Here is a 20,202-nt window from a genome sequence, read left to right as displayed (position 1 = left end):
TCAAGAAAGTTGAATATTGTATAACTTTAATTTCATAAATGAGATTCAAGAAAAATTGAAACAATACAATCTCATTAGAAATACAGACGCTTCTAATAGAGAAAGGAAACAGAATAATTAAATGATAACTTTGTTGTTCATTTCTACAATGATTTTCTTTGTTTGGATTCAAATCAAACCTAGACAGATAAAATGGATAGATATTTTAATTTTTCTAATTGTTGCAGGAATCATTATATACACGATGCCGCGTCCTATGACATGGAATTTGCAAGCTGAGTTACTTGCGATTACACTCTTTTCTTTTTGTATTGGTGTTTGGCAAGGGAGTGTAATTGAAGTCTATTACGAGGGTGGGATTTTATATATCAAAAGTGGAAGGCAGTATTTAATCTCTTGGATCTTCTTAATAATCGGTCAGATTATTATTATTGATTTATTCGAGGGAGGGATTACATCTATAGCTAATGGAGCATGGTTACTTTTGTTTAGCGTTGTTATTACATCTGGAATAAAAAGCTGTATTTTATATATTTTGTGCAAGCTAACAGTAAGGAATTGAGTGGAAAATCGAATGTTTTTTCTTAACATATTATATTCAATATGGAAATATTTAAGAGTCCCTTATTACCAATCAAAGCTGTTTCCTTTTTTCAAAAAATAGAAATTATAGCTGTAAATTCATTTTATTATATTGATTCAGAGAGTGTGGGGGAATTTATTCTGTTTTCAGATTCCAGTGAGATATGGTTGTATGTCATGATTTGAATTGATCAAAAATGAGAAGGTAGTTTTGGAGAAATGGAGGGACAGTTAATGCAGATGGCTCCATCTATTAGTATTATTGCCATATTGTATAGGTTTAGTTGGCGTAAAAATTTGAGTTTCTGTTCTGATAAAGCTGATATGAATCAAGAATTTTCGGGAACGGAAGATTTAAAAATTAAAAATATATTCTACGAAGATAGAACGATTAAAATGAATTTGAAAGAAAAGAAATGTATTCAATCAGTTGGTTATATTGATGCAAAAATAATGATAGCTTCTGTGACACATAGTGATAAGTATGTAACAGGCCATGCGGAACCTCATTCAACAATTGTACTAATAGGTGACGATATGGTTATTGGGAGCGGACGGGTTGATAAGTATGGGAAATTTAGTATACATACGTATAATCATTTGAAAGATAATTCTATAATCAAAGCTCAAGTGATATTCGATGGTTTTTATCAAGATAGCATAACTATTCATGTTAATTAACTACGAAAGTCATATCTGTTGCGTAGTAGATGAAAAGTAAAATAAGAAAGAAGCAACGTCCCAATAAACGTTGCTTCTCCTCATGTATTAAGCAGACTCTCTCTGAGCTCTTTCGAGTAAACTAGCCAACACATGCGTACGATATGATTCTAGTTTTTTACCTTCATAATGACGGATACCTAATTTTTTTAATTCTTTTACATACCATCCTTTACTTCCGAAATACATGTGATCGCTCCCCTTCAAATTTGTTTTTATTTGTTCTGATTGTTACTTGGAGGTACGGGAAATAGATGAAGGAAATGAATTTCGTGTGAAAATGGTTAACTTCAGTGTAAAAGACATATATACTAAGGGTAGTATATAACGAGGTGGACAAGACGTGATTATAGAGAAGCACGAAATTCAAATTGACCAAATTACGAGCGGAAAGGCAAATATATTTACTTTTTATCGAAATAGAAAGCAAATTAACGATCCGTTTTTACGATTGCAAGAGCCATCGCTTACCGCAAACTACTTTTTCCATTTTCATTTGGATGCAGAAAGTTTACGTCTTCTGCAGGAAGAGTTCCAGGGCGTATATCCGTACGACGGGAATGGAACCATTCACGACTGGACGGAAAAGATGAAACTCGAATTGCAGCGCCAAATTCAAACTGGAGAGTGGAATCGGCGCGTGCGTATTGGTAATCGGATTCTAGATGTGGTATTCACGTGGTGTGATGAAGATATGGAATGAAAAAGAAGCGGATGACGCTTCTTTTTTTAGCGCTGGAATAAAACGAGCTTTCCTGCTGAAGATGTGCAACGATGCGTTTTTTCATATAATCCTTTTTCTCGTAAAAGGGATTCCCCTTTTGATTTCGCTTCTTTTTCTGTTACGGCCTCGAATGATTCGTCTAATGCTTTTGAACCATCTTTTTCAAAGACTGTTAGAACGTATACTCCCATGAAAAATTCCCCTCCAAATTAAAATCAGAATCTTATAACTATTTTGTCATAAAACAATAGAATATGCAAAGAAATATGTGACATTGCGTGGTAAAATAAAGTGAAACTTTTATATATGAACAGTTATGCTGTTTGCAATAGAGTAAGAAAAAAGAAAGGAACGTTTATTTGTGAAACAAGTAAAGTTTATACATGCGGCAGATTTACATTTAGATAGTCCGTTTAAAGGAATGGAAATGAATGTGCCGCTATCGGTTTGGGAAAGAATGAAGCAAAGTACGTTTCAGTCGTTTGAGCGTATTATTGATAAGGCGATTCAAGTGCGCGTTGATTTTGTATTATTAGCAGGAGATTTATATGATGCTGAAACGAGAAGTTTGCGTGCGCAAGTGTTTGTGAGAGAGCAGATGAAGCGGCTTTCGCAGTATGAGATTCCTGTTTATATCATTCATGGTAACCATGATCACTTAGGGGGAAGCTGGGCAGCGATTGAGTTTCCTGAAAATGTTCATGTGTTTACGGAGCCGTATGTAGAAGAGAAGACATTTTATAAAGATGGTGAACTTCTTGCATCTATTTACGGATTTAGTTACCAGCAGCAAGCGGTAACGGATAATATGACAGCGCAATATACAAAGACGAGTGATGCACCTTTTCATATTGGGATGCTTCACGGGAGTGTGGAAGGCGATGCAGAACATAATCGCTATGCACCGTTTCAAATTCGTGAGTTAAAGGAAAAAGGATTTGATTACTGGGCTCTTGGCCATATACATAATAGAGAGATTTTATCAGAGGAACCGTACATTATTTATCCAGGTAATATACAAGGGCGTCACCGGAAGGAAACAGGAGAAAAGGGTGCGTATCTTGTTACGATTACAGAGCAAGGGACGACTTGTTCATTTTTCAGTGCGGCGGAGGTCGTTTGGGGTGAGGCAGAGATTCGGATTGATGAACTGCAAACGGTTGATGACCTTATGTCAGCTTGTACGGAAGTCATAAATGAATGGCGCAAGGAAGAGGAAGGAACGCTTTTGACAGTTGTTTTTACAGGACAAGGGCTAGTATCTTCTTATTTGCGCGATGAGAAACGAGTGGAAGAGATTTTTCATATTTTAGCAGCGGGAGAAGAACGTAGAGATTTTGTATATGTTATGAAGTGGAAGAATGAGACGGTTTCGTTTGCGGAAATTGAACGGTTGAAAGAGGAGAATCATTTTGTTGGTAATGTTCTGCAAGAGTTAGAATCATTTACGAATATGGATGCAGTGCTACGAACAATTTGGACATCTCCTATTGCGCGTAATGTGATTGAAACTTTTTCAGAAGAAGAAAAAGCGGAGATTCAAAAGGAAGCGGAAAGTATTATATTAGAACAATTATTCCAGCAAGAGAGGAAATAACAGTTAAAAATAAGTTATAAAAGTCAACACTCTTTAATTATTATAATGTTTATTTTTTGATAATTGGAGGGGTGGTATAGATGAAATATTACACGATTGGTAAATTTGCTGATTCGATAGTAAAAAAAACACATAAACGCTACGGAACTGGGATAAAGAAGGGGATTTCAAGCCTCATCACGTAACTAAAAGTGGTACTCTCAAGAACAGCTTAATCACTTTTTAGGAATTAAAAATGAAATATAACTTAAAAAAGGTGACTTAGATAGGCAGATTGATAATATTAAGAACATATATGTTTGCTAAGGGTTATCGATTTGAAATTATCACAGATATAGGTAGCGGGATTAGCTATCATAACAAGGAATTAAATCAATTACTCGATAGGATTACAAATTCAGAAGTAGAAAAGGTAGTTATTCTGTATAAAGACAGGTTGATTCGGTTTGGATTTGAGCTGATAGAAAACCTTTGTTCTAAGTTTGGAAACACGATAGAAATAATAGGCGCTACTGAAAAGACCGAGGAACAGGAGTTAGTTGAAGATTTAATCTAAATTGTCACTATGTTCAGTTGTAGACTTCAATAAAAAAGGGCAAATGAAGTTAAGAAGGTGATTAAGGAGTTGGTGGACAGTGATATTAGCGAGGAGAGTTTCTCTTAAACCGACTTTAGAGCAAGAGAAACAACCATGGAAATCCGTTGGAACAGCTCGATGGGCATATAACTGGGCGTTAGCTAAACAAGAAGAGAATTATAAACAAGGTGGAAAGTTCATCACTGATGGTGTTCTTCGAAAAGAGTTGACACAAATGAAACAAACAGAAGAATATGCTTGGTTATACGGTGTATCCAATAATATTACGAAACAAGCGATTAAGGATTTATGTGAGGCGTATAAACGATTCTTCAAGGGATTAGCTGACAGACCACGATTCAAGAGTCGCAAACGCTCTAAACCATCTTTCTATAATGATAATGTCAAACTAAAAGTAAAAAAGAATTATGTTCTCATTGAAAAAGTAGGATGGATAAAAACATCTGAACTCATTCCAATAGTTGATAAGTACACAAACCCACGTGTTAATTTTGACGGGAAGTATTGGTACTTGTGTATAGGGATTGAACAAGAATGTTCTCAATATAAACTAACAAATGAGTGTATTGGAATAGATGTTGGTGTAAAAGAACTTGCGGTTTGTTCGAATAGAATGACGTTTAAAAACATTAACAAAACAAAAGTTATAAAACAGGCAGAGAAACGCCTTCGTAAGTTACAGCGGCAAGTTTCTCGCAAATATGAAATGAATAAGGAGGGAAACCGTTTTGTCAAAACAAGCAACATTATAAAACTTGAAAAACGTATACAACACCTACACCGACGGTTGGCAAACATTCGCAATAACCATATTCACCAAACAACAACTGCAATCGTGAAAATCAAGCCTTGCAGAGTTGTGATGGAAACATTGAATATCAAAGGAATGATGAAGAATAAACACTTATCAAAGGCAATTGCACAGCAAAAGTTACACGATTTCAAGCTGAAGTTACAATATAAATGTGAGAAATATGGGATTGAATTTGTAGAAGCTGATAAGTGGTTTCCGTTGTCAAAAATGTGTTCAAGTTGTGGGAATATCAAAAAAGATTTAAAGCTGTCTGATCGAATGTACCAATGTACTTGTGGTCATGAAATAGACAGGGATTTAAACGCAGCAATCAACTTGTCGCAATATGAATTAGTAAGTTAACATCAAAACGTTACTGCTAATATGTAGGATTCGTTGTATCCGAATTTACGCCTGTGGAGTGTTATACCAAACGAAAGTAGCCCCGGCAAAATCGGACACGTAGAAGCAGGAAGCAAAACAAACTTTATAGAGTTTTATAAGGTTTTGGCAACGGGATAAAAAATGAGAATTGAGAAACTCCATATTTACGGTTATGGAAAATTAGAAAATGTGGAAATGGACCTTTCGATGCTGACTGTATTGTATGGTGAAAATGAAGCGGGAAAATCAACCATTCGCTCGTTTATGAAAAGTATATTGTTTGGTTTTCCGACGAGAGGGCAGCGGCGTTATGAACCGAAAGAAGGCGGGAAATATGGCGGGGCGATGACTGTTATGAGTAAGCAGTATGGCCGTCTCAAAATTGAGCGCCTTCCGAAGACGGCCGCTGGGGAAGTGACGGTTTATTTTGAAGATGGAAAAACGGGCGGTGAAGAGGTATTACACGATTTGCTGAGCGGGATGAATGAAAGTCTATTTGATTCTGTCTTTTCATTTGATATGCACGGTTTGCAAAATATTCATCATATTGGTGAAGCAGAAATCGGGAACTATCTATTTTCAGCAAGTGCAGTCGGAAGTGATGCATTACTACAGTTAGATAAAAAGCTAGAAAAAGAAATGGATCAACGTTTTAAACCGAATGGTCGTAAGCCGGAGATTAATGTGTCACTTCAAGAAATCAAGAAGCTTCAGGAGAAGTTGAATGAGTGGCAAGGGAAAATTGGCACGTATGAAAAACAGGTGAAGCAGTTAAAGGAAAGTGAACAAAAGCTTACTCATGTACGGAATGAGAAAGAGATGGCAGAGAAGCGAAAACAAGATTATGAAGTATTGGCTTCACTCGAGCCTCTTGTAATTGAAAAACGTGCATATGAAAAATTGTTAGAGGAGAAAAAGAATCATTTTCCTGTTCAAGGTGTAGTGCGTTATGAAACGATAAAAGCAAAGATTGAACCGCTCCAAATACAACTAGATGCAGTCCAAAAAAGGATGGAGATGGTGCAATCTGAAGTGGATTCACTTGAAATACAGGAAGAGCTTCTTCAAAAGGAGAGCTATGTAGAAGAACTTCGGATGCAGCATATGTCTTATGAAAATGCACGTCAAGAAATGCGTGATATTACAAGTAGTATTGGAAATATGAAAGAAGAGATAGAAGAGTTACAGCAACAAATTGGTACGACTTTTGAACAAGAACATGTTCTTTCATTTGATACGAGTCTTGGGACAAAAGAAATGGTTACGCAAACTGTGCAAAAGGCGAGAGAGCTAGAAACTCGGAAAGAGCAGTTAGACGCTCGTTTTAAAGCAGCGCAAGAGCAATTAGAGGAACAAGAAGAGAATGTAGGACATATTCGTAAGCAAATGTTATCTGATGAAGAACGCGAGGCACTTGTTGCGCAGGAAAAGTCGGTTCAAGATACGATGTTTAGAGGGAGTGGTGCGGAAAGAATCCAAGGTACATATGAGCAAGGAATGAAAGCAGCGCTGCAGAAGAAAAAGCGGTGGCAAACAATCTGCTATATTTTATTGCTACTGAATACGGGGATTTTACTGACGAGTTTATTTTTAGATAATCGTACATTACTATTTATTAGTGTAATCGCATTTGTTGGGATTGTACTTGCTCTTATCTTATATAGAGATTCTTCTACTGACAATTTAAAAGAAGAACTACTGGCACTAAAGCAAAGTGCAGGAGGACGGCAAAGTGAAGAGGCGCTGTCAATTCGTTATCAATTAGAAAAGGATGAAGAAATCCGAAAGTTATTTGAGCGAGAATCTTATAAACTACAACAAATAGAAAGAGCTTATGATAAAGTTGTTTCGGCATATGAAGAATGGGAACGGGATACGTTTCATGTAGGTGAGAAAGTGGATGCCTATAATACGCGCTATCAATTCCCAAGCTTTTATACATATGCACACGTATTACCAGCATTTGAGCGCATTGAAAAAATGCAACAATTGTACCGTAACCTAGGAAAACGAATAGAGCGAAAAAGCGCATTATATGAAATGATTTCGCAGTTTGAACATAAACTAGAGAATGTTATGAAAGATACAGATTTTGATAATCTGCATATGATTCGTGATCGTATTCAAAAGGAAAAAGAAAAGGGACAACTGCATCAGCAACTTTTAGGAAAGCTTGGCGAGTTGCAGGAGGAACAATCATTATTACAGTATCAACTGCAGCAACTTTTATTAGAAAGGGATGCACTGTGGGAAATAGCAGGAGCTAATAATGAAGAAATGTTTTTAGAAGCAGGCAAGCAAGTGGCGGAAATTGAAGATGCTGAAAAGCAACTGCAGCGATTGTTACCTCAGATTGATATGTTAGAACAGCGTTTAATGAGTTTATCGCTAGCGGAACATTATCAAGTAGAGGGCTATGAGGAAAAGTTAAAGGAAGAATCATTGCGTATACGATCTTTCGTTTCACAAGAGAAGGAATTAACCGAGCGAATTGCGGAGTACCGCGTAGAAATTGCAAACTTAGAAGAGGGTAGTACATACGGTGATTTATTGCATGAATGGGAAATGAAAAAATCGCATGTACGTGAACAGGTGAAAAAGTGGGCTGCGTACGCGACTGCAAAAATGGTATTAACAAAAACGAAGCAATATTATCATGAAGTGCAGTTGCCTCGCATTTTGCAAAAAGCGGAAGAATATTTTGTATACTTAACAGGCGGGCAGTATAGTAAAATATTTTCACCATCAGAAACAGAGCCGTTTATTGTAGAGCGGAGCGATGGTATTCGTTTTTATAGTCATGAGCTAAGTCAAGCGACAGCAGAGCAGTTGTATTTATCATTGCGTTTTGCCCTAGCGCGGACATTTGAACATGATTGTCCATTTATTATTGATGATAGCTTTGTGCATTTTGATGAACTGCGAACGAATCGAACGATAGAGTTAATAAAAGAAATTGCGAAAGATAGACAAGTGATTTTCTTTACATGTCATGCACATCTATTATCATTATTTACGGAAAAACAGATTATAAAATTAACACGTGATCACAAAGAAAATACGGTGTAATGTGCTATACTAAAAGTACTTAAGTTGGTGGAGGAATTAAAATGAAAAAGAAAATTGCAGAATATGAAGTTGGCGAACAAGTCGATATCTTCTTGTTAATTAAGACAGCAACAAAAGGAATCGCAAGTAATGGGAAGCCGTTTTTAACAGTAATCTTACAAGACCAAACTGGAGATATTGAAGCGAAGCTATGGGATGTATCACCTGAAGTAGAGCAGCAGTATGTAGCTGAAACAATTGTGAAAGTAGCTGGAGACGTTCAAAATTATAAAGGACGCATTCAATTACGCGTGAAACAAATTCGCGTTGCAAATGCAAATGAAGTGACGGATATCTCAGACTTTGTAGAAAAAGCACCAGTGAAAAAAGAAGATATGGTAGAAAAGATTACCCAGTACATATTTGAAATGAGAAACCCGAACATTCAGCGTCTGACAAGACATTTATTGAATAAACATCAAAATGAATTTTTAGAATATCCAGCAGCAACGAAAAATCATCATGAGTTCGTATCGGGACTTGCGTATCACGTTGTATCCATGCTTGATTTAGCAAAAGCTATTTCTACGTTATATCCATCTCTAGATAAAGACTTACTTTATGCAGGGGTTATTTTACATGACCTTGGTAAAGTTATCGAATTATCTGGTCCGATTTCAACAACGTATACACTAGAAGGAAACTTACTAGGGCACATTTCAATCATGGTGAACGAAATTGGAAAAGCAGCAGATGAGTTGAAAATTGAAGGAGAAGAAGTATTAATTCTTCAACATATCGTTCTTTCTCATCATGGAAAAGCGGAGTGGGGTAGTCCAAAACCACCGTTAGTAAAAGAAGCAGAAATTCTGCATTACATCGACAATCTAGATGCGAAGATGAATATGATGGATCGTGCACTTGGACGTACGAAACCAGGTGAATATACAGAGCGTGTATTTGCACTTGATAATCGTTCGTTCTATAAACCGACGTTCCATAATTAAAATAGGTTATGTATATGTGAAGTAATAAAATAAACCGGCTCTGTAATAGGAGTCGGTTTTACTTTCTTCTTAGGTTGGGTCGGTTGGGCTAGCGGGGTCAACTGGACTCCGAGAGAACTGCCCATGAAGGACCGTATTCCCACTTTGAATCACACCCGCAGCACTGATTCCCCATGTGTTTACAGTGACGGGCGAATGTGGGTCGGTTGGTGCTAAGGGATCAGTCGGGGCGAGAGGGTCTACCGGTATCGTCACCCGAATTACGTAATGAGGGTCTTGGGGCCTAGTAGGGTCACCTGGCCATGCTCGAACGTTGAATAATTGCCGCGCTGGAATCGTAAAGGTAAACGGAGTCAGAACGGGATCTACGCCCTCCGGTGGATAGTAGATATCGTCGCCGTTTCCGTTACCATGTCGAACTTCCTCATCCGAATCGTTAACGAGTTCTCCGCAAAGATAGCCATACTTAGGAAATTCATTCGCATCACAAGTATCTTGCCAATTGGTTATGGATACGGTAACAGTTTGTGGTTCGTCAGTTTGGTTAAGGACGGAAACTTGGATGAAGTCAGTGTTCACGCTTCGGAATAAGGGGCCTGACGACAAGGTTTGGCGATGATGGTGGCAATGAAAATGATGGTGATGAGATTTTCTCCTATAGCACTTATGACAACTATCGTAATAGTAATCTGCCATACTTATTTTAATTCTCCTTTCTTTTTAGTACATGCTATTCAGTAGAGAAAAAGTATGATTGGACATAGCTACTTCAAGAAAGGATCTTAATAAAGAAAGCCGACTGAAATTGAACTGCACCCGAATTGTTAGACACAGTCTAACAATTAGAGGTGCAGTTTTTTGCTTCTATGATCATCTAATAATATGCTGTAATTTATTTCTCAAGTTTTTAATAGGGGGATTTTATTCTTAATTAGTAGAATTATGGTAATATTTAGAAGGTTAAAGACAGAGTGAGGGGGAAGATTAAATGAATACGGAATTATTTACAAATACAAACATGACAAAGCCTCTGAATGATTGGTATCAGGCTATGTTGTCACTACAAACTGTAAAGGCAACAAGCCTGAAACATGATATTGATGAAATGATAAATAAGGTGAAAAATGGAAACGAAGAATTTCAAGATCAAAATTTATTGCTATACTATGCACTGTTAGATTTTCGTTATAAAATGCTCGCAGATTGGTTAAATATTAAAGATGATAGTTTTGATAATATCGAATTTTTTGACACTCCAGTTGATAACTATTTAGCTTATTATTATCATTTTTTCAAAGGGGTTCATTGTACTTCGACGTCAAATTATAATGCTGCGAAAGAACATTTGGAAAAAGCTGAACAGCTATTAAAATACATTCCAGATCCTTTAGAACGTGCTGAATTTAACTATCGAATGGGTAATTTTTATTATCAGATATATCAACAGATTATTTCGATTGAATATATTAGAAAAGCAAAAGAAGAATTTTCAAAACACCCAGGATATGAAATACATATAGCATTATGTGAAAATACTTTTGGGTTATGTTGTGTGGACTTAAAAAATTATGAACTTGCTGAAGAAAGCTTTAATACAGCAATAAATATTTTCCAAAAAGTAAATAACGAAGAATATATTCTCATGGTTCGGCATAACTTAGGTTCGTTATATGCTAACCAAAATCTTTCACAATTAGCAATTCGTCATGCATCTGAAGTGACGAAGAAGAATCCTAAACTTTTTAAAGCTCTTTTTGTAGAAGCGCGCGAATATTATAAACTAGGAGAATATCAACTTGCGGATGCTCTAATTGAAAAAGGGTTAAGTATATGTGTAGAATTAAATAAAAAAGAATTTCAATATCGCTTTACGATTCTAAGAGAATTGAACAATAAAGTTCCTACACTAACTTTAGAAAAAGTAATTTTAGAAGGGATTTCTTACTTTGAAGAAGAAAAACTATGGGACTGTATTCAAGAATACACTGAAATTTTAGCAATTAGATTTTATAAAGAAGATAACCATCTTAAAGCAAGTCAATATTTTTACATGAGTAACAATGCTAAAAAAAACGAATTAGAAAAAGGAGCGTTGAAATAATGAAAAAGGTTCGTGTAACTGTAATGGGGATAACGCTAGCAAGTATTTTATTATTAGGATTCAATAACTCATTGACAAATCAAAGCTTAAATATAGGAGAGACTGGGGCGCCGCAAAGACCTAACTTAACGTACAATATAGGTGACACGCCTGCACCTGCTGAAGCTCGTGGTGATACTGGTGGAATCGTAAGTAATGAAAGTCACGCGGATCATTTTTAATTGAAAGAATAGGGGCTCCTAAAAAGGGGGTCTCTTTTATTGTTATATCGACGTTTTAAATTATGTAATGATTTATATCCTTATATAAAATATAGCTTTTTGTTCCGTAATTAAAAATAGGTTGTTTGAAAAAGCTCTGCTAAAAATAGCAGAGCTTTTTTTGTACGAGAAATTGTCAGAAAAATATTTCTCAACTTTTCGTATATTCAGTTTGTTAAAATATATTGAAAATTTAATAAACAAACAATATTATTTGTTTATTGACAAAAAAATCTGTTTTTTTTTTGAGAATAAGGGGAGGGAATGCATTGAAAAAGAGAAGATTGAATGGGTATGCAGTACTTGCGACGACAGCGCTATTAAGTAGTACATTTGCGTTCGGCAATTCTTCTGCGTATGCAGAAGAAAAAGTGTTACCATCTATACCGGTAGATGAGCATGTAATACCAGAAGAGCGATTAGCGAATGCACTGAAAGAAAGAGGAGTAATTGATAAATCTGCTTCGCAAGCAGAAACATCAAAAGCTGTTGAAAAGTATGTAGAGAAGAAAAAAGGTGAAAACCCAGGAAAAGAAATTATACCAGGAGATACTCTTACACAAGAAGCTTCTGATTTTATGAAAAAAGTAAAAGATGCAAAGACGAAGGAAAAGGAACAAGCAGAGAAGCCAGCGGACGGAGTATTAACTGGACCAGCGGCAGGTCTCAATCCTAGCAAGTTAAACGGGAAAGTTCCTACTACACCAGCGAAGCCGGAAGAATATAATGGGGCTGTTCGAAAAGATAAAGTGCTTGTTTTACTCGTAGAGTTTAGCGATTTTAAACATAATAATATTGATCAAGAACCAGGATATATGTATTCTAAAGATTTTAATCGTGAGCATTATCAAAAAATGCTATTTGGCGATGAGCCATTTACATTATTTGATGGTTCTAAAATTAATACATTTAAACAATATTACGAGGAACAATCAGGTGGTAGTTACACAGTTGATGGAACTGTAACGGAATGGTTGACTGTTCCAGGAAAAGCTTCAGATTATGGTGCAGATGCTGGAACTGGTCATGATAACAAAGGGCCTTTAGGACCACGTGATTTCGTGAAAGAAGCGTTAAAAGCAGCGGCAGCAAAAGGAATAAACTTAGCAGAATTTGATCAATTCGATCAATATGATCAAAATGGTGATGGAAACAAAAATGAGCCAGATGGCATTATTGATCATTTAATGGTTGTACATGCTGGTGTAGGTCAAGAAGCTGGCGGCGGTAAGTTGAAAGATGATGCGATTTGGTCTCATCGTTCAAAACTTGGATCAAAACCATATCCAATTGAGGGAACAAAAGCATCTGTTCCTAATTGGGGAGGAAAGATGGCTGCGTACGATTATACAATTGAGCCTGAAGACGGAGCTGTTGGTGTGTTTGCACATGAATATGGTCATGATTTAGGTTTACCAGATGAATACGACACAAAGTATACAGGACAAGGTGAACCAGTAGAATCATGGTCTCTTATGAGCGGTGGTAGCTGGTCTGGAAAAATTGCAGGAACAGAACCAACAAGTTTCTCACCACAAAATAAAGAATTCTTCCAAAAGAATATGGGTGGAAATTGGGCGAATATTGTTGAAGTAGATTATGATAAACTTCGCAATGGAATCGGTGCTGCAACATATTTAGACCAAAGTGTTACAAAATCACAACGACCAGGCATCGTTCGCGTTAACTTGCCGGACAAAGATATCAAAAATATTGAATCTGCATTTGGTAAGAAATTTTATTACAGTACAAAAGGGAATGACATTCATACAACACTTGAGACACCAGTATTTGATTTAACGAAAGCTGAGAATGCTAAATTTGATTACAAGACATTCTATGAACTTGAGGCGAAGTATGATTTCCTTGATGTAAACGCGATTACAGAAGATGGAACGAAGGTGCGTATTGATAGAATTGGTGAAAAAGATGTGAAAAATGGTATAGATACAACTGACGGTAAGTGGGTTGATAAATCATACGATTTAAGCCAATTCAAAGGGAAAAAAGTAAAACTACAGTTTGAGTATGTAACAGATATTGCAGTAGCTTACAAAGGATTTGCTTTAGATAATGCATCCTTAACTGTAGATGGTAAAGTTGTCTTCACTGATGATGCAGAAGGCCAACCAGCATTAACACTAAAAGGATTTACTGTATCTAATGGATTGGAACAGAAGAAACATAACTACTATTTAGAGTGGAGAAACTATGCTGGTTCTGACGTTGCGTTAAAACATGCGCGTGGTCCAGTGTTTAATACAGGAATGGTTGTATGGTATGCAGATCAAAGCTTTACAGATAACTGGGTAGGAGTTCATCCAGGTGAAGGATTCTTAGGAGTAGTAGATTCTCATCCAGAGGCAATTGTAGGGACATTAAACGGAAAACCAACTGTGAAGAGCAGTACGCGTTACCAAATTGCAGATGCTGCATTCTCATTTGATCAAACACCAGCATGGAAAGTTGATTCCCCAACTCGCGGTATCTTTGATTATAAAGGATTACCAGGAGTTGCGAAGTTTGATGATTCTAAGCAGTATATCAACAGTACAATTCCAGATGCAGGACGTAAACTACCGAAATTAGGATTGAAGTTCGAGGTAGTAGGACAAGCTGAAGACAAATCTGCAGGTGCAGTTTGGATTCATCGATAGAATAAAGTGAAACTAAGAGCAGTACTCTTATCTATAATAATCGTAGATAGGAGTATTGCTTTAATTGTTTGAAAAAGAAATTGTCATAACTCTTGTCCAACCTTCATATAGTGAAACTAACAAGGCTTGTCTCAGGAAAGGAAGGACGAAGAGTGGAAACTTTACCATGGTGGATTTATCTTATTATTATCGGGATTGTTGTAAGTGGCTACATGGTTTTATATACTTCTAAAAAAGAACAAGAGATGGATAATGAGTTTATTGAAAAAGAAGGCGAAGTATATATGAAGCGTTTAGAAGAAGAACGAGAGCGACGCAATCAAAATAACGATAAGGATTCTGTTCTGCTTTAATTATAGTAAGGGGTGAATAGCGAATCGATTATTCACCCCTTTTTTATTATATCGGCGGAAAGTATATATTTATCGGCGATTTTTAAAATATATCGACCGCTTCTCAGCGTATATCGGCGATTCGACATAGGATATCGACCGTTCGACGCAGTTCAACATAGCGCGACAAGCGAAGAACGATATCGGCCATTCAAAGTGCAACATCAAGGGAACTAAAAATTTCTCTTACTAGCTGTTCTTTTCCCTTAAATTGTGTACTATAAAGGATAGGAAGACGCAAAGAAGGGGACTTTTGAATGGAATTTCATGAACAAAGAATTTTACCAGCTGTTCGGCAAATAAAGGATTTAGAAAAATTACTACATAGCTCTTATGAGTATATTGTGATTTTAGATATTCATATCGGTCAATTGAAAAGTGTGGTTGCACTTGCAAAGCAGCATTGTAAGAAAGTGTTTTTACATGTGGATCTCATTCATGGTTTGCAAAGTGATGGGCATGCAACAGAGTTTTTATGCCAAGAATATAAACCGTATGGCTTATTGTCGACAAAGGCGAGTGTCATTGTGAAGGCAAAGCAAAAAGGTGTTGTTGCCATTCAGCGTATCTTTTTAATTGATTCTAGTGCGATGGAAAAAAGCTGCAATCTTTTAGAAAAAACTAAACCTGATTACATTGAGGTGCTTCCAGGAGCTTTAACGGGTGTGATTGCAGAAGTGCAAGAGCGGACAGGTGTACCGATTTTAGCAGGTGGTTTTATTCGTACAGTTGAGGATGTAGAAAGAGCGTTAGCTGCTGGGGCGACAGCGATTACAACGTCGAAAAAAGAACTATGGAAACATTTCCAAAAATAGTGACGAAAATGTGAAAGAATTCTGTTGACACCGCTTTCATTTGAGGTTAACATTATAGACAAGTTAATAAACGTGACGGAGAAAAGAAGAGATCCACATTTCATTGTTTCTATATTTTTATATAGAAACGTGTTAGCTGTGGGTCTTTTTCTTTCGAAAAAAACGAATGGCCATTCATTTTGTCTCTATCACATTGAAAGCGTTTAAATTGATTGTGGAGGGATTTTATGTCAGCATTTTTAGGGGAATTAATAGGGACAGCGTTGTTAATCGTTCTTGGTGGCGGCGTTTGTGCAGGCGTAAGTTTAAAGAAGTCATTTGCAAAAGATTCAGGTTGGATTGTAATTACAATGGGATGGGGCTTAGCAGTTGCCATCGCAGCATATGCAGTAGGATCAATTAGTGGGGCACATTTAAACCCAGCAGTAACACTTGGACTCGCTTTTAAGGAAGCGTTCCCATGGAGTGATGTACCAGGGTATATCGCGGCGCAAATGATTGGGGCAATCATCGGTGCAATTATCGTATATTTACACTACTTACCTCATTGGAAAGAAACAGAAGATCCAGGCGCAAAATTAGGTGTTTTTGCAACAGGTCCTGCAATTCCGAATACATTTGCAAACCTTTTAAGTGAAATGATTGGTACATTCGTTTTAGTATTTGGTATATTAGCAATTGGTGCAAATAAATTTGCGGATGGTTTAAATCCATTTGTCGTAGGTTTTTTAATTGTAAGTATTGGTTTATCATTAGGTGGAACAACAGGGTATGCGATCAATCCAGCTCGTGATTTAGGGCCTCGTATTGCGCATTTCTTCCTTCCGATTGCAGGGAAGGGCGGTTCGAACTGGAAGTATGCATGGATTCCGGTTGTCGGTCCGATTTTAGGTGGTTCACTTGCAGGTTTATTCCATCAAGTAGTATTTGAAGGCAAACAAAATGCAGCACTTATTTATGTGATAATTGCAACTGTGATTGTACTAGCAATCTCTTATATGACAAGCAAAAAGAGCGGAAACGATAAAAATAGTAGAAAAGTAGCATAAGGGGGAACCGAATATGAAAAAATATATTCTTTCACTAGACCAAGGAACAACAAGTTCACGCGCAATTCTTTTTAATAAGGAAGGTAAAATTGTTCATGTGGCTCAAAAAGAATTCACGCAACATTTTCCAAAGCCAGGTTGGGTAGAGCATAACGCACAAGAAATTTGGGGATCTATCTTAGCAGTTATCGCAACTTGCCTAAGTGAAGCGGATGTAAAACCAGAGCAAATCGCTGGTATCGGGATTACAAACCAACGTGAAACAGCAGTTGTATGGGATAAAGAAACTGGTAAGCCAGTTTATAACGCAATCGTATGGCAATCTCGTCAAACAGCTGAAATTTGTGATGAGTTAAAAGAAAAAGGTTATAGCGACATAGTTCGTGAAAAAACAGGTCTTTTAATTGACGCATACTTCTCTGGTACGAAAGTGAAATGGATTTTAGATAACGTCGAAGGTGCAAGAGAAAAGGCAGAGCGCGGCGAATTATTATTCGGAACAATTGATACATGGCTTGTATGGAAACTATCTGGTGGTAAAGCGCACGTAACAGACTATTCAAATGCATCACGTACATTAATGTTCAATATTCATGATTTAAAATGGGACGAAGAGCTTTTAGATATGTTAACTGTACCGAAAAGCATGCTTCCAGAAGTGCGTCAATCTTCTGAAGTATATGGTCATACAGTTGATTATCACTTCTTTAACCAAAACATACCGATTGCAGGTATTGCAGGTGACCAACAAGCAGCGTTATTTGGACAAGCTTGCTTCGGTGAAGGTATGGCGAAGAACACATACGGAACTGGTTGCTTCATGTTAATGAACACAGGTGAAAAAGCAGTTGCTTCTGAGCATGGTCTATTAACAACAATTGCATGGGGTTTAAATGGTAAAGTTGAGTATGCATTAGAAGGAAGTATTTTCGTAGCAGGTTCTGCAATTCAATGGCTACGCGACGGAATGCGCATGTTTAAAGATGCAAGTGAAAGTGAAGCGTACGCATCTCGCGTTGCATCAACAGATGGCGTGTATGTTGTACCAGCATTCGTCGGACTAGGAACGCCATATTGGGATAGTGAAGTACGCGGAGCTGTATTTGGCGTAACGCGCGGCACAACGAAAGAGCACTTTATTCGTGCAACTCTAGAGTCATTAGCATATCAAACGAAAGATGTACTATGTGCAATGGAGGCAGATTCAGGTATTACGCTGAAAACATTACGCGTTGATGGGGGAGCAGTTAAGAATAACTTCTTAATGCAGTTCCAAAGTGATATGTTAGATGTTCCAGTAGAGCGTCCAGAAGTAAATGAAACAACAGCTTTAGGAGCAGCGTATTTAGCAGGTCTTGCTGTGGGATATTGGGAAAACCAAGAAGAAATCAAGGCGCAGTGGAATATGGATAAAAGCTTTACACCAGCAATGGAAACGGAAACAAGCGAAGAGCTATATGCTGGCTGGAAAAAAGCAATTGAAGCAACAAAAGCTTTTAAATAATCATAAACAGTGTTATAATGATGATAAGTTAATAATTCGGTAGGAGATTCGGAGAGACCACAACGCGCTATAGAAGCGATTTCTATAGTGATGTTTGTGGTCTCTTTTTTCGTATCAAAGGGAGGAATTACCATGAAATTTTCAAGTAAACAACGTAAAGACGTATTAAACGGAGTAAATAAACAAGAGTTAGATGTGATCGTAATTGGTGGCGGTATTACTGGTTCTGGTATTGCATTAGATGGGGCAACACGCGGTTTATCAACAATTGTGTTTGAAATGCAAGACTTTGCAGCAGGTACATCAAGTCGTTCAACGAAGCTTGTACACGGTGGTTTACGTTATTTAAAACAACTTGAAGTGAAGATGGTAGCAGAGGTTGGGAAAGAGCGTGCGATCGTATATGAGAACGGTCCCCATGTAACAACACCAGAGTGGATGTTATTACCGTTCCATACAGGCGGCACATTTGGTTCATTCAGTACATCAATCGGTCTTCGTGTATATGACTTCCTAGCAGGAGTAAAACGAAGCGAACGTAGAAAAATGTTTAGTCGTGAAGAAACAATGAAGAAAGAACCGCTTGTGAAACAAGAAGGATTAAAAGGCGGCGGTTACTACGTAGAATATCGTACGGATGATGCTCGTTTAACAATCGAAGTAATGAAAGAAGCAATTGAACACGGTGCGAAAGCTGTTAACTATGCAAAAGTAGACGGTTTCTTATATAAAGATGGAAAAGTATGTGGTGTACGTGTTATCGATTTATTAGATGGAGAAGTGTATGAAGTATACGGTAAGAAAATCGTAAACGCAGCTGGCCCTTGGGTAGATACACTTCGTGAAAAAGATAACTCTAAAAAAGGTAAAGTCTTGCAATTATCAAAAGGTGTGCATTTAGTTATTGATCAAAAACGTTTCCCACTTGGGCAAGCGATCTACTTTGACACACCAGACAAACGTATGGTCTTCGCGATTCCACGCGGCGGGAAAACATATGTAGGTACAACAGATACGTTCTATGATAAAGATGCAGCGGTACCACAAATGACAACAGAAGATCGCACATATATTATCAATGCGATTAACTATATGTTCCCTAGCGTGAAGATTACAGAAAAGGATATTGAATCAAGCTGGGCTGGTGTTCGTCCGTTAATTTATGAAGAAGGTAAGAATGCATCTGAAATTTCTCGTAAAGATGAAATTTGGACTTCTGAATCTGGCTTAATTACAATTGCTGGTGGGAAATTAACAGGCTATCGTAAAATGGCGGAAATGGTAGTAGATTATGTAACGACGTTATTACAAAAAGAAGGACACAGTGCGTATCCGAAAAGTGAAACGAAGCATATGCCAATCTCTGGTGGGCATGTAAGTGGGTCAAAACAATTCCCAACATTCGTTGCGAAAAAAGCACAAGAAGGAACGAAATATGGTTTAACAACGCAGCAAGCAGAAGAGTTTGCGAAATTCTATGGCTCTAACGTTGATATTCTCTTTAACTTAGCAAAACAACATAAAGAAGAAGAAAAAGAGTATAACATGCCGTTAGACGTGCTTGTACCGCTTGTATACGCGATGGACTATGAAATGACAGCAAAACCTATTGACTTCTTCGTACGCCGCAGAGGGGCTGTATTCTTTAACATTCACTGGGTATATGAGTGGAAAGAAGCAGTTATTGCCTATATGGCAGCAAAATTAGGCTGGAGTAAAGAAGAACAAATGAAATATACAGCTGAATTAGAGAAAGCATTAAGAGACGCTGTAGTGCCTGTAGACCAGCAAGAACAAGCAGTTGCATTAGCATAAAATGGAAAGTTCTATCAGTGATTTCTTCATTCCCTAGCACTGTCTGAGAATAGTGGGATAAAAAATAAATACATTTTTTTCTGAATGATAACCCGAATTGTGGACACTTTGAAAGTACACAATTCGGGTTTTTTAGTAGGCTGTTAATGGTTATGA

Annotated in this window: 17 protein-coding genes and 1 pseudogene; 16 read left to right on the top strand and 2 right to left on the bottom strand. The window is 37.2% G+C overall.

The window, feature by feature from the left end; translation table 11 throughout:
• The first annotated feature begins 121 nt into the window (after positions 1 to 121).
• Positions 122 to 562: a hypothetical protein gene (locus AZF08_RS22500; RefSeq protein WP_033673959.1), complete on the top strand. Its 441-nt coding sequence runs from the start codon at positions 122 to 124 to the stop codon at positions 560 to 562.
• Positions 563 to 816: 254 nt separating this feature from the next.
• Positions 817 to 1,263 (top strand): Ig-like domain-containing protein, encoded by a 447-nt coding sequence (locus AZF08_RS31545; RefSeq protein WP_051725689.1) that lies wholly within the window; start codon positions 817 to 819, stop codon positions 1,261 to 1,263.
• A gap of 87 nt (positions 1,264 to 1,350) precedes the next feature.
• Here AZF08_RS31545 and AZF08_RS22490 read toward each other — a convergent pair whose 3' ends face one another.
• The gene (locus AZF08_RS22490) at positions 1,351 to 1,491 is read right to left on the bottom strand and encodes a YflJ family protein (protein WP_063177373.1); all 141 of its coding nucleotides are present in this window, start codon (positions 1,489 to 1,491) and stop codon (positions 1,351 to 1,353) included.
• 154 nt (positions 1,492 to 1,645) lie between these two features.
• On the opposite strand from AZF08_RS22490, the gene AZF08_RS22485 reads away from it, so the two are divergent.
• On the top strand, positions 1,646 to 2,005 hold the full coding sequence (locus AZF08_RS22485) for a hypothetical protein (RefSeq protein WP_033673957.1): 360 nt from the start codon (positions 1,646 to 1,648) through the stop codon (positions 2,003 to 2,005).
• 26 nt (positions 2,006 to 2,031) lie between these two features.
• Here the strand turns inward: AZF08_RS22485 and AZF08_RS22480 are convergent, their stop codons facing one another.
• A complete protein-coding gene (locus tag AZF08_RS22480; protein WP_033673956.1) occupies positions 2,032 to 2,217 on the bottom strand; it encodes a YhzD family protein in 186 nt (61 codons plus the stop codon).
• Positions 2,218 to 2,387: 170 nt separating this feature from the next.
• On the opposite strand from AZF08_RS22480, the gene AZF08_RS22475 reads away from it, so the two are divergent.
• From AZF08_RS22475 to glpD, 13 genes and pseudogenes are all read left to right on the top strand, one after another.
• Positions 2,388 to 3,623 (top strand): metallophosphoesterase family protein, encoded by a 1,236-nt coding sequence (locus AZF08_RS22475; protein ID WP_033673955.1) that lies wholly within the window; start codon positions 2,388 to 2,390, stop codon positions 3,621 to 3,623.
• An 80-nt stretch (positions 3,624 to 3,703) separates the two neighbouring features.
• Positions 3,704 to 4,287, top strand: a pseudogene (locus AZF08_RS22470) (IS607 family transposase).
• The gene (locus tag AZF08_RS22465) at positions 4,259 to 5,377 is read left to right on the top strand and encodes an RNA-guided endonuclease InsQ/TnpB family protein (RefSeq protein WP_033673954.1); all 1,119 of its coding nucleotides are present in this window, start codon (positions 4,259 to 4,261) and stop codon (positions 5,375 to 5,377) included. The pseudogene AZF08_RS22470 and the gene AZF08_RS22465 overlap by 29 nt, the downstream one beginning before the upstream one ends.
• Before the next feature lie 162 nt (positions 5,378 to 5,539).
• The gene (locus AZF08_RS22460) at positions 5,540 to 8,467 is read left to right on the top strand and encodes an ATP-binding protein (protein WP_033673953.1); all 2,928 of its coding nucleotides are present in this window, start codon (positions 5,540 to 5,542) and stop codon (positions 8,465 to 8,467) included.
• 41 nt (positions 8,468 to 8,508) lie between these two features.
• On the top strand, positions 8,509 to 9,453 hold the full coding sequence (gene yhaM / locus AZF08_RS22455; RefSeq protein ID WP_033673952.1) for a 3'-5' exoribonuclease YhaM: 945 nt from the start codon (positions 8,509 to 8,511) through the stop codon (positions 9,451 to 9,453).
• Between the two features lie 988 nt (positions 9,454 to 10,441).
• Positions 10,442 to 11,554 carry a response regulator aspartate phosphatase gene (locus AZF08_RS22445; protein WP_033673949.1) on the top strand — a complete coding sequence of 371 codons (1,113 nt, stop codon included), beginning with the start codon at positions 10,442 to 10,444 and terminating at the stop codon, positions 11,552 to 11,554.
• On the top strand, positions 11,554 to 11,775 hold the full coding sequence (locus AZF08_RS22440) for a hypothetical protein (RefSeq protein ID WP_033673948.1): 222 nt from the start codon (positions 11,554 to 11,556) through the stop codon (positions 11,773 to 11,775). The genes AZF08_RS22445 and AZF08_RS22440 overlap by 1 nt, the downstream gene beginning before the upstream one ends.
• Before the next feature lie 308 nt (positions 11,776 to 12,083).
• Complete coding sequence (locus AZF08_RS22435) at positions 12,084 to 14,471, top strand: immune inhibitor A (RefSeq protein ID WP_265182898.1); 2,388 nt, start codon at positions 12,084 to 12,086, stop codon at positions 14,469 to 14,471.
• 152 nt (positions 14,472 to 14,623) lie between these two features.
• Complete coding sequence (locus AZF08_RS22430; RefSeq protein ID WP_033673947.1) at positions 14,624 to 14,824, top strand: sporulation YhaL family protein; 201 nt, start codon at positions 14,624 to 14,626, stop codon at positions 14,822 to 14,824.
• Positions 14,825 to 15,120: 296 nt separating this feature from the next.
• Positions 15,121 to 15,678 carry a glycerol-3-phosphate responsive antiterminator gene (locus AZF08_RS22425; RefSeq protein WP_033673946.1) on the top strand — a complete coding sequence of 186 codons (558 nt, stop codon included), beginning with the start codon at positions 15,121 to 15,123 and terminating at the stop codon, positions 15,676 to 15,678.
• Positions 15,679 to 15,905: 227 nt separating this feature from the next.
• Complete coding sequence (gene glpF, locus AZF08_RS22420) at positions 15,906 to 16,727, top strand: glycerol uptake facilitator protein GlpF (RefSeq protein WP_033673945.1); 822 nt, start codon at positions 15,906 to 15,908, stop codon at positions 16,725 to 16,727.
• 13 nt (positions 16,728 to 16,740) lie between these two features.
• Positions 16,741 to 18,231, top strand: coding sequence for a glycerol kinase GlpK (glpK, locus tag AZF08_RS22415; RefSeq protein ID WP_033673944.1), 1,491 nt, complete (start codon positions 16,741 to 16,743; stop codon positions 18,229 to 18,231).
• Positions 18,232 to 18,363: 132 nt separating this feature from the next.
• Positions 18,364 to 20,046: an aerobic glycerol-3-phosphate dehydrogenase gene (gene glpD, locus AZF08_RS22410; RefSeq protein ID WP_033673943.1), complete on the top strand. Its 1,683-nt coding sequence runs from the start codon at positions 18,364 to 18,366 to the stop codon at positions 20,044 to 20,046.
• The last annotated feature ends 156 nt before the right edge of the window (positions 20,047 to 20,202 follow it).

This window comes from Bacillus gaemokensis (assembly GCF_001590835.1).
GTDB lineage: Bacteria > Bacillota > Bacilli > Bacillales > Bacillaceae_G > Bacillus_A > Bacillus_A gaemokensis.
This window is presented reverse-complemented; position numbering and strand designations above follow the sequence as displayed.